Source organism: Methylibium sp., from assembly GCF_013817365.1.
GTDB lineage: Bacteria > Pseudomonadota > Gammaproteobacteria > Burkholderiales > Burkholderiaceae_C > Methylibium.
Window position 1 is genome coordinate 1 of record NZ_JACDCU010000104.1, and the last position, 9,991, is coordinate 9,991.

Here is a 9,991-nt window from a genome sequence, read left to right on the forward strand (position 1 = left end):
CCGCAAGCCCGAGCAGCACAGCGCAGTCGCCGCGCAGCGGCGACCGCCGCACCGGCGCGCCGCCGCACACCCGCCCACGGCTTTGCTTCAGCCGAACACCCCCATGGCAGCCCGGAAAAACATTCGCAAAGCGCCGACCCCAGCCGATCGAGCCTTGTCAACAATTCACGCCCCGTGACTCGCGCGAAACCCGGTGGACTTACTGAAATGCAAACTCTCGACACCATCGCCGCGCTAATCGACGCGCGTGCCGCCGACGCGGCCGAATTGCCGTATTTCATCGCCGCCGACAGCGCCCGGCAGATGAGCTATGGCGAACTGCAGCCCTCGTGTCGGCGCATCGCGGCGATGCTGGCGCGCGCCGGCCTGGGAAGCGGCGACACCGTCTCGCTGGTCATGCCCAATGGCCGGCAGACGGTGCGCGTGCTGCTCGGCGCGATGTACGGCGGCGGGTGCGTCAACCCGGTGAACCTGCTGTCGCAGCCCGAGCAGATGCTCTACGTGCTGGAGCACTCCGACTGCAAGCTGGTGGTCGCCGCGCCCGACTGGGCGCAGCGTGTGCAGGCGCTGCTGAGCCGGATCGAGCGCAAGGTGCAGCTGCTCGTCGTCGATCCGGATGGCGAGGCCATCGAAGGCGAGCGCGAGGCCGACTCGGGGCAGCCCGTCACGCCGCCGGCTGCCTCGTCGATGGCGCTGCTCATGTACACCTCGGGCACCACCGGCAAACCCAAGGGCGTGATGCTCACGCAATCGAACCTGTGCGCCAACGCGTGGGCGATCAGCGAGGAGCACCTTCTGCAGCGCGGCGACCGTGTGGCAGCCGTGCTGCCGCTTTATCACATCAACGCTTTTGCGGTGACGCTGCTGGCGCCGATCGCGCATGCCGGCGCACTGATCATGCCGGCGAAGTTTTCCACCGCGGGCTTCTGGCCCATGGTGGCGGCGCACCGCTGCACCTGGATCAACGTGGTGCCGACGATGATTTCCTATCTGATCGAAAGCGCGCCGGCTGAGAAGCCCCTCACGCACGGCGAACTGGCGGCGGTACGGTTCTGCCGTTCGGCCTCGGCTGCGCTGCCGCCCGAACACCACCGGGCCTTCGAGGACAAGTTCGGTGTCGGCATCATCGAAACCATGGGCCTCACTGAAACGGTGGCGCCCGCCTTCAGCAACCCGATCGAGCCGGCGCTGCGCAAGATCGGCTCGGTCGGGCGCGCCTCGGGTTGCGAGGCGCGCATCGTCGATGAGAGCGGCAAGGAACTGCCCGACGGCGAAACCGGCGAGCTCGTCATGCGCGGCCCGCAAGTGATGTCCGGGTACTACAAGAACCCCGAGGCCACCGCCGGGGCTTTCTTTCCCGAGGGCTGGCTGCGCTCGGGCGACCTCGGACGGCGCGACGCCGATGGTTTCTTCTTCGTCACCGGGCGCATCAAGGAGTTGATCATCAAGGGCGGCGAGAACATCGCGCCGCGCGAGATCGACGAGGCGCTGCTGCGCCACCCGGCCGTGCTGGACGCCGCTTCGGTCGGTATTCCCGACCGGCACTACGGCCAGGAGATCATGGCCTGCGTGATCCTGCGCGAGGGCGAGCAGTGCAGCGAAGAAGATCTGCGTGCCTTCTGCGGCGAGCATCTGGGCCGCTACAAGACGCCGAAGATCTTCCGCTTCGTGAGCGATCTGCCGCGCGGCCCGTCGGGCAAGGTGCAGCGTTTGAAATTGATCGATCTGGCGTCTGCCGACGAGCCGTCGTGAAGCCCGTCCTGCGGGCGCCGCCGGGTGCAACCGGCGGCATACTGGCGCCGTGAAAACCATTGCGGATGCGCCCTGGCTGATCCGGCTGCTGCCCTTTTTGCGCTGGTCGTCGCGGGTCGACCGGCGCACGCTGCGCTTCGATCTCATCGCCGGCCTCACCGGCGGCATCGTGCTGGTGCCGCAGGGCGTGGCCTTCGCCACCATCGCCGGCATGCCGCCGGAGTACGGCCTGTACGCGGCCATGGTGCCGGCCATTGTGGCGGCGCTGTGGGGCTCGTCGTGGCACCTGGTGTCGGGGCCGACGACCGCCATCTCCATCGTCATCTTCGCCACGATCAGCCCGCTCGCGGCGGCTGGCAGTGCCGAGTACGTGCGGCTCGTGCTCACGCTCACCTTCCTGGTGGGGGTGATCCAGCTTGCACTCGGCGTGTTCAGGCTGGGCACGCTGGTCAACTTCGTTTCGCACACGGTGGTGATCGGCTTCACGGCCGGCGCGGCGGTGCTCATCGCGATCAGCCAGGTGAAGAATTTCTTCGGCCTGCCAATTCCGCGCGGCGCCTCGGTGCTCGAGGTGATGACGGGTCTCGTGACCCAGTTGGACCGCATCAACCCCTTCATCACCGGCGTGGCGGTGATCACCGTGCTGGCCAGCGTGGCCACGAAGCGCTGGTGGCCGCGCCTGCCGCACATGATCTCGGCGATGCTCGCGGGCAGCCTGGCGGCGCTGGTGCTCAACCTGGTGTTCGGCGGTGCGGCACGCACGGGCATCACCAGCATCGGCGCGCTGTCGGTGGGCCTGCCACCGTTCTCGATGCCCGACTTTTCGCCCGGCACGCTCGAGCAGCTGATACCGATCGCCGTGGCCGTGGCATTGCTGGCCTTGACCGAAGCGGTCTCGATCGCGCGCGCCATCGCGGTCAAGGCCGAGCAGCGCATCGACGGCAACCAGGAGTTCATCGGCCAGGGGCTGTCCAACCTGATCGGGAGCTTTTTCTCGGGCTATGCCTCGAGCGGTTCGTTCAACCGCACGGGGCTGAACTACTCGTCAGGCGCTCGCACGCCGCTCGCGGCGGTGTTTTCGGCCATCTTCTTGTTGCTGATCGTGCTCTTCCTCGCGCCGCTGGCGAAGTACCTGCCAATTGCCGCGATGGCCGGCATCCTGTTCGTCGTCGCCTGGGGCCTCATCGACTTCCACCACATGGCCGAGATCGTGCGGGCCAGTCGTCAGGAAGCGGCTGTGCTGCTGGCCACGCTGATCGCCACGCTGACCCTGGAGCTCGAGTTCGCGATCTACATCGGCGTGCTGCTGTCGCTCATGCTCTACCTGAACCGCACGTCCAAACCGGGTCTGGAAGACGTGAAGCCGTTTCCGGGCCAGTGGCCTCCCGCCTTCAGCGCCGCGACCGGCCTGCCCGACTGCCCGCGGCTCAAGATGGTGCGCATCAACGGCTCGATCTTCTTCGGGGCGGTCAACCATCTGCAAGAGGCGCTGCAGCAGATCGACGAGCGCAACCCGGAACACCGGCACTTGCTGTTGGTGGGTTCGGGCATCAACTTCATCGACCTGGCCGGCGCACACATGCTGGTGCACGAGGCGCGGCGCCGGCGCGCGCTGGGCGGCGGCCTGTACCTCTTCCACATGAAGGACGAGCCGCTGCAGACGCTGCGCCGCAGCGGCGCCTATGACCAAATCGGGGCGGAGAACTTCTTCGCGCTCGGCGATGACGTCGTGAATGCGATCTATCGGCGGCTCGACACGCCCGCCTAGTGGGCGGCGTTCGTCCTGCTCGAGCGCGCTTTCGTGGACAAGTAGCAAGGAGCCGGCTTGTCGCGGCTCAACGTCCCGCCACGCCGGTCGGCTTGGCCGCCTCGATCAGCCCGCACAGCACGCGGCCGCCCGAGTTGCCCGACGGGTCGGACTTGAAGTCGTCTTCCTTCTCGTGGATGACCAGGCTGCGGCCGACCACCGAGGCCTTGCCGGCAGCGACGCTGAGCGAACGCGTCGTGTGCGTCGCCTTGGCGTTGCCGTCGGCGCCGGCCTTGATCATCGGTAGCACGCCCGCGTGGCCTTTCGGATCCCCCGGGTGGCTGTGGTTCTTGGTGTTCATGGGGTCGAAGTGGCCGCCGGTGGCGCCGAAGGGAATGATCTTGCCGGTGTCGGCTGCCGGGCCCGGCGCGCAATCCGGATTCTGGTGCACGTGCATGCCATGCTGGCCGGGCGTGAGACCCATCGCCTCGACGGCGATCTCCATCACGCCTTTCGATGTGTCGGTGAAGCGGGCCGTTCCTCCCGGCTTGCCGTCTGCGGTCTTGAGCATCGCGGTGGCGGTGCCGGGCTGCTGGGCCGATGCGCCCGAAGCGAGGATGAGCGTTGCGAATGTGGCGCAGAGAAGTCGTGAAATGGGCATGGTGGGCATCCTGTGATGAGCGGGCAAGCGGCCTGAGCCGGGCTGGCCCTCACCCCGACCCCCGGGGGAGAGGGAAAGACGGCAGCATTGCCGGCTTGCTGCGCAGCGGGCAAGAGCCGTTCCTGCACCATCCCCGCAGCGGCGGTGCCGCAATACAGGGGCAAAAGGTGGGTTCAACGGCAAATGCGCGCCGGGCCGCGATCCAGGTGCAGGTGGTCGGCGTGCGCGCGGTTGTAGTCGGGGCCGAGCACCGCATCGAAGAAGCGGCACGCGCCGCCGTGCACTTCGCTCAGGAAGCGCGCGGCGTCGTCGTCGCCTTGCCAGTCGCGGGCGACGCGCACGCGGCGGCCCCCTTCGAGCACGAAGCCGGCGACGTCGATCGCGTCGCCCGTGGCGTGGCGACTGCGCGGCGCGCCCGCGCGGCCGTAAAGGTTGCGGCAGGCATAGCTGCCGAAGTGCTCGAGCCGCACCACGTCGGCATGCAGATGCCTGCGCGCCGACGGCCGCACCACATGGCGCTCCCACAAGGCCAGCGTCACCGCGCTCGGACACGACAGCGCAAAGGCGCTGCCCACCGCCCATTGCTGCATGGCCTGCACGCGCACCGCGTTGCTCAGGCCGCAGCCCGGTGCCGGGGCAGTGTCGGGCAAAGGCTCGAAGCGCCAGCCGGCGCTGCTCAGCACGGCCAGGCAACGCTGGGGTGCCGTGGCCAGGCGGTCGAGCTTGTAGCGCGTCAACAGGTTGGGCGTCGCGTCGATGACCAGGGGCGCCCACGGGTTCCAGCGGTCCGGCACGCGCCACACGCCGGCGGCAAGGGCAAGGCCCGACGCCAGCGCGGCGACGAGAGCCAGCGCGAGCAGGACTCTCACCGTGCCGCGGCGGCGCGCCGGCTTTCAGGGAAATGTGGCGCTGGCACTTTCCTTGATCCCCGCGGGGGACGGGCGCCGCAAGGCGGCGTCCTCGGAGCGCTCAAATGGCCCCGACGCTGCCTGTCACCGGCAGCACGATGCCGGTGATGTAGCCCGAGCAGGACGGCGCTGCCAGAAACACATACGCCGGCGACAGTTCTTCGGGCTGCGCCGCGCGCTTCATGTCGGTCTTCTTGCCGAAGTCCTTGACCTTGTCGGCCGGCGAATCGGCCGGATTCAGCGGTGTCCACACCGGTCCCGGCGCGACCGCGTTGACGCGGATGCCTTTTTCCAGCAGGTTGGACGCGAGCGCTTTGGTGAAGGCGTGGATGGCGCCCTTGGTGGTCGAGTAGTCGAGCAGCCGCGCGCTGCCTTCCAGGCCGGTCACCGAGCCGGTGTTGATGATCGAAGCCCCTTGCTTCAGGTGCGGCAACGCGGCCTTGGCCATGTGGAAGTAACCGTACACGTTGGTGCGCAGCGTTTCGTCGAAGCGCTCCTCGGTGATGTCTTCCAGCGATTCGGCGTGTTCCTGGAAGGCGGCGTTGTTGACCAGCACGTCGAGTTGGCCGAATTCGTCCACGGTTTGCTGCACGGCCTGCTTGCAGAAACCCGCGTCCTTCACGTCACCGGGGATCAGCAGGCAGCGACGGCCTTCGGCCTCGATGCAGCGCGCAGTCTTCCGTGCGTCTTCGTGCTCGTCGAGGTAGACGATGGCCACGTCGGCGCCTTCGCGGGCATACAGCACAGCCACCGCGCGCCCGATACCGGAATCGCCGCCGGTGATGAGCGCCACGCGGTCCTGCAGCTTGTGGCTGCCTTCGTAATCGGGCGCCATGAATCGCGGCTCGAGTTCGAGTTCGGCCTCGAGCCCCGGCTTGGCCAGGTGCTGTGCCGGCATTTCGCTGGGCTGCTCGCGCGCGCCGGCCTGAACGGCGGGCTTGGCCTGCTTGCCTTGCTGGCTTTTATCTTTGGACTTCGCGGCATCCTTGCTGTCTTGTTCGCACTGAATGCCGCGCTGCTTTTCGGCGACGCCGCTCGTGTCGGTTTCGGGGGGGTCGGTCTTGGTCATGTTGTGGCCTTTGTCGGTCAGCGAGCGCTTGACCGCGCCGCTCAATCGTCGTCCAGCAGATCGCCGGAGCCGTCGGCCAGTTCGGCCATGAGGTCTTCCCTGCGCGTCGACATCTGCTCGCCGAGGCTTTCGAGGTCCACGCCGGCTTCGCGCAGCCGCGGGAAGATCTCGTTCTCCTCTTCCTCCACGTGTTGGCTGACCGATTCCTCGAGCAGCCGGACGCGGTCGTCGAACAGCTCGTCGAAGGGCTTCATCGTGAGCAACTCGTCGATCAGGTCACGCACGCTGTCGTGTTCGATCTGCGCCTCGTCGATCACGTCCTCGTCGTCGAGCACGCGGCGAGCGGCGGGGTAGAAGAATTCGTCCTCGATGTGGGCGTGCACGGTGAGGAGCAGGCAGATCTCCTCGACCACGTGCTGCTTGTCGGCATCGTCCGCTTCGGCGGTGACGAGTTCGGTGTAGTTTTCAAACAGGCGCTGAACGCGGTCGTGGTCGGCGCTGAGGAGCTCGAGCGCGTCGGTTGATTCTTCTGCGGTTTCTCGCGCTGCGGGGGTCGCGGGGTTGAGCGAAGGCATGTGAGGCTCCCTGGTTGGCGCAGCGCACGGCGCCGGCTGGAAAGGTTTGGCAAGCGGCATGCCTCTGGCTCGCGCAAGGGTGCCGTCAGGCGGTTTTTCGATCGCGGGGCACTAGCTTTCACGACCGAAGGCCGTGCGGCAAAACTTACAAGACGCGGCAGGATCTCGCTCAAGTTGCCGCGACATGCCGACGCTCACGCGCCGAGTTGCGTGAAGCTCATGGCACCCGCAGCTTCCAGGGGATGCGCCCGCCATCCAGCCACTGCCGGGCCGTCGCCCACCCGACTTGCACCGCGGCATCGCTGCTCTTGCGGTAACACTCGGGGCCGCAAGGCACGGTGAACGGCTGCACGGCGCTGTCGGGATGCTCGATCGTGATGTGCGACTCCCAGACTTGCACGTCATCCAGGAAGCAAACACTCGCGCGCATCGTGAAACCGCCCAGGGTTTCGGTGCGGACGATCGGTGCAGCGAGAGATTCGATTTCCGGCATGAATGCCTCACTGAATTCGTTGAACTCAGTATGCGTGCGCTCAGGTGCTATGAGGCGCCGCACTTTCCGGCAGACCGGAAAAAAAGCCCCGGACCCAGCCCGCCTCAAGCGGAGGGAGGGAGGGGGAGACACAGACGGGTGGTTGATTGCCCGGGGCTTGAATAACCAAGTGAGCAAACCGTGTGCCAATGGCGCAGCCCGCAAAATGCCGCCGCATGGAGCAAGTCGATGTGATCGTGGTCGGCGCGGGGGTGGTGGGCCTGGCCGTGGCGCGGGCGCTTGCGCTGCGCGGCCTGGAGACGCTGGTGCTGGAGCGCGAACGCACCATCGGCACCGGCATCAGCTCGCGCAACAGCGAGGTGGTGCACGCCGGCTTGTACTACCCGAGCGGCTCGCTCAAGGCGCGCCTGTGCGTGGCGGGCCGTGGTGCGCTCTACGACTACTGCGCCGAGCGCGGCGTCGGTCATCGGCGCTGCGGCAAGCTGATCGTCGCCACCACTGAGGCGCAATGTGCGCCGCTGGCTGCGCTCGAGCGCCAGGGCCGGGCCAACGGCGTGCAGGACCTGCAGTCACTGAACCGCGCGCAGGCGCAGGCGCTGGAGCCGCAGTTGCAGTGCGTCGCCGCGCTGCTGTCGCCCTCCACCGGCATCGTCGACAGCCACGCGCTGATGCATTCGCTCCAGGGCGATCTGGAGCGTGCCGGCGGCGTGGTCGCGCTGGGCACCCCGGTGAGCAGCATCTTCGCCGGCGCACCGCATGTCGTGCAGGCGGGCGGCATGGAGATCGCCGCGCGCGTCGTCGTCAATGCGGCCGGGCTGTTCGCACCGGCGCTGGCCGCCCGCATCCAAGGCCTTGCGCCCGCCAGCCAGCCGGTCGGGCGCTTCGCCAAGGGCCACTACTTCAGCCTGGCCGGCCGGCCGCCGTTCTCGCGGCTGATCTATCCGCTGCCCGAAGCCGCCGGCCTGGGCGTGCACCTGACGCTCGACTTGGCGGGGCAGGTGCGCATCGGCCCGGACGTCGAATGGGTCGAGCCCGATGCCGAAGGCGGGCTCGACTACCGTGTCGACATCACGCGCGCGGCGGGTTTCGAGACGGAGATCCGCCGCTACTGGCCGGGGCTGCCCGCCGGAGCTCTGCAGCCGGCCTACACCGGCGTGCGGCCCAAGCTGCAAAGCCCCGGCGAGCCGGCGCAGGACTTCCGCATCGACGGCCCCGGCGAGCACGGCATCGACGGCCTCGTCAACCTGTTCGGCATCGAGTCGCCCGGCCTGACGGCCTGCCTGGCGCTGGCGGAGGAAGTGCTGGCTCGGCTGGGGCGCTGAGCCGCGCCGGCCGGCTCGGCTCGCGGCGCCCCCGCGCCGCCGTGGGGCGTTTCAGCGCTCGCGCGTCAGCGGCACGAATCGCACCGCCAGCACATTGCGCGTGACGGTCTGGCCGTCGTCGCCCTTGCGCATCAGCAAGAGTTCCTGCCCGTCTGCCTGCGAGCCGACCGGCGCAATCAACTGCCCGCCGCGCGCGAGCTGATCGATCAGCGGCTGCGGCATCTGCTCGGGCGCGGCGGTGACGATGATCGCGTCGAAGGGCGCCGCCTCGGGCCAACCGCGATGGCCGTCGCCGATGCGCGCCTCGATGTTGCCGTAGCCCAGCGCCTTCAGCAGCACGGCGGCGCGCTCGCCCAGCGGCCGCACGATCTCGATCGTGTACACGCGCTCGACCAGTTCGGCCAGCACGGCGGTCTGGTAGCCCGAGCCGGTGCCGATCTCGAGCACGCGGTCACCGGGCCGGGTGTCGAGCAGGTCGGTCATGAGCGCGACGACCGAGGGCTGGGAGATGGTCTGCTCATGGCCGATCGGCAGCGCCCGGTTCTCGTAGGCGCGGTGCATCACGGACATCGGCATGAAGCGGTGGCGCGGCACCTTGCGCAAGGCGTCGAGGACGCGCGGGTCGAGCGTGGCGCGGCCGGTCATGGAGCCGATGTCGGCCAGGTCGCGCTCGACCTCGGCCACCAGGCGCTCGCGGTCCGCGGCAAAGGCATCGACGGCCTGCGCGCCCGCGCACAACGGGCTTCCTGCGCCGCCAGCCAGGAGGGTGCGTCGCGTGATCATGGCCGTGGCGTTCCGCTCATGCGTTTCAGTCTAGGACGGCGCACGAGCGCGCGGCGAGCAGGACGAGGCGCCCTCGTCGGCAGCACAGGAAACGTCGGTCGGTCGTCGAGGCAAGCCGCTCGGGTCGAACTCGAAGGTGCTCGAAATGGCAGCACCCGGCGAAGCGCGCGACTGCAACGACCGGCGTTGCGCCACAGTGCCGCGCCTCGCATCGCGCTGCCTCGGGGCCGCAGCGCGGCGCACGCTTCCTACACTGGTCCGGGCCTGACGCCGATGCGAGGAAAACGATGCTCGATTGCCCCGATGAAACACAGCCCCCGATGGTTGCCGACCTGGCGCCGGCCGATGGCAGGAATGCCCCAGCCACCCTTGTTTCGAGCGGGCGAACCGACGGCCTCGTCGAGCACTGCGCCGCGCAGTCGCTGCGGCGCCAGGACGCCGGCATTCACTACCGCTCATACCCAATTGCGTTCGATCAGCTAAGAATGCCGAGATCGATCGGGCCCTGCAAGGGTAGGCAATCGGTCCGTTGCGGACGTTCGAGGCGCGTTGCTGTTGCTTTGCGGATGTTGTGCGGGAGCAAAGCCGCGGGCGGGCGGCGGGCTTCGCTTCGGTGCGGCGGTCGGCCCTGCGGGCCGACTGCGCTGCGCTGCTCGGTCTCGTGGCCGCGTCGCGGAACTC

Annotated in this window: 9 protein-coding genes; 3 read left to right on the forward strand and 6 right to left on the reverse strand. The window is 68.4% G+C overall.

Annotation, left to right across the window (positions count from 1 at the left end; translation table 11 throughout):
- The first annotated feature begins 207 nt into the window (after positions 1-207).
- Both H0W38_RS08575 and H0W38_RS08580 read left to right on the forward strand, forming a co-directional pair.
- Positions 208-1,752, forward strand: coding sequence for an AMP-binding protein (locus H0W38_RS08575; RefSeq protein WP_292452906.1), 1,545 nt, complete (start codon positions 208-210; stop codon positions 1,750-1,752).
- A 49-nt stretch (positions 1,753-1,801) separates the two neighbouring features.
- Positions 1,802-3,520, forward strand: a complete 1,719-nt coding sequence (locus H0W38_RS08580) for a SulP family inorganic anion transporter (RefSeq protein ID WP_292452908.1) — start codon at positions 1,802-1,804, stop codon at positions 3,518-3,520.
- A 67-nt stretch (positions 3,521-3,587) separates the two neighbouring features.
- On the opposite strand, the gene H0W38_RS08585 is transcribed toward H0W38_RS08580, so the two are convergent.
- The 5 genes from H0W38_RS08585 to H0W38_RS08605 form a co-directional block, all read right to left on the reverse strand.
- Positions 3,588-4,160, reverse strand: coding sequence for a superoxide dismutase family protein (locus H0W38_RS08585; RefSeq protein ID WP_292452910.1), 573 nt, complete (start codon positions 4,158-4,160; stop codon positions 3,588-3,590).
- A 173-nt stretch (positions 4,161-4,333) separates the two neighbouring features.
- Positions 4,334-5,029 (reverse strand): extensin family protein, encoded by a 696-nt coding sequence (locus H0W38_RS08590; RefSeq protein ID WP_292452913.1) that lies wholly within the window; start codon positions 5,027-5,029, stop codon positions 4,334-4,336.
- Between the two features lie 100 nt (positions 5,030-5,129).
- Entirely contained in the window at positions 5,130-6,137 is a 1,008-nt protein-coding gene (locus H0W38_RS08595; protein ID WP_292452914.1) for an SDR family oxidoreductase, read from the reverse strand.
- A 41-nt stretch (positions 6,138-6,178) separates the two neighbouring features.
- Positions 6,179-6,712 (reverse strand): hemerythrin domain-containing protein, encoded by a 534-nt coding sequence (locus H0W38_RS08600; protein WP_292452916.1) that lies wholly within the window; start codon positions 6,710-6,712, stop codon positions 6,179-6,181.
- Between the two features lie 217 nt (positions 6,713-6,929).
- A complete protein-coding gene (locus H0W38_RS08605) occupies positions 6,930-7,205 on the reverse strand; it encodes a hypothetical protein (protein WP_292452918.1) in 276 nt (91 codons plus the stop codon).
- Between the two features lie 215 nt (positions 7,206-7,420).
- On the opposite strand from H0W38_RS08605, the gene H0W38_RS08610 reads away from it, so the two are divergent.
- Positions 7,421-8,527 (forward strand): NAD(P)/FAD-dependent oxidoreductase, encoded by a 1,107-nt coding sequence (locus H0W38_RS08610; RefSeq protein WP_292452920.1) that lies wholly within the window; start codon positions 7,421-7,423, stop codon positions 8,525-8,527.
- Between the two features lie 51 nt (positions 8,528-8,578).
- Here H0W38_RS08610 and H0W38_RS08615 read toward each other — a convergent pair whose 3' ends face one another.
- Positions 8,579-9,310 carry a protein-L-isoaspartate(D-aspartate) O-methyltransferase gene (locus H0W38_RS08615; RefSeq protein WP_292452922.1) on the reverse strand — a complete coding sequence of 244 codons (732 nt, stop codon included), beginning with the start codon at positions 9,308-9,310 and terminating at the stop codon, positions 8,579-8,581.
- Positions 9,311-9,991: the final 681 nt, after the last annotated feature.

What these genes read in the sequence shown, in the direction of transcription:
- H0W38_RS08575 (WP_292452906.1), top strand. Translation starts at nt 208, where the DNA reads ATGCAAACTCTCGACACCATCGCCGCGCTAATCGACGCGCGTGCCGCC.
- H0W38_RS08595 (WP_292452914.1), bottom strand. Translation starts at nt 6,137, where the DNA reads ATGACCAAGACCGACCCCCCCGAAACCGACACGAGCGGCGTCGCCGAA.
- H0W38_RS08615 (WP_292452922.1), bottom strand. Translation starts at nt 9,310, where the DNA reads ATGATCACGCGACGCACCCTCCTGGCTGGCGGCGCAGGAAGCCCGTTG.
- H0W38_RS08610 (WP_292452920.1), top strand. Translation starts at nt 7,421, where the DNA reads ATGGAGCAAGTCGATGTGATCGTGGTCGGCGCGGGGGTGGTGGGCCTG.
- H0W38_RS08585 (WP_292452910.1), bottom strand. Translation starts at nt 4,160, where the DNA reads ATGCCCATTTCACGACTTCTCTGCGCCACATTCGCAACGCTCATCCTC.
- H0W38_RS08605 (WP_292452918.1), bottom strand. Translation starts at nt 7,205, where the DNA reads ATGCCGGAAATCGAATCTCTCGCTGCACCGATCGTCCGCACCGAAACC.
- H0W38_RS08600 (WP_292452916.1), bottom strand. Translation starts at nt 6,712, where the DNA reads ATGCCTTCGCTCAACCCCGCGACCCCCGCAGCGCGAGAAACCGCAGAA.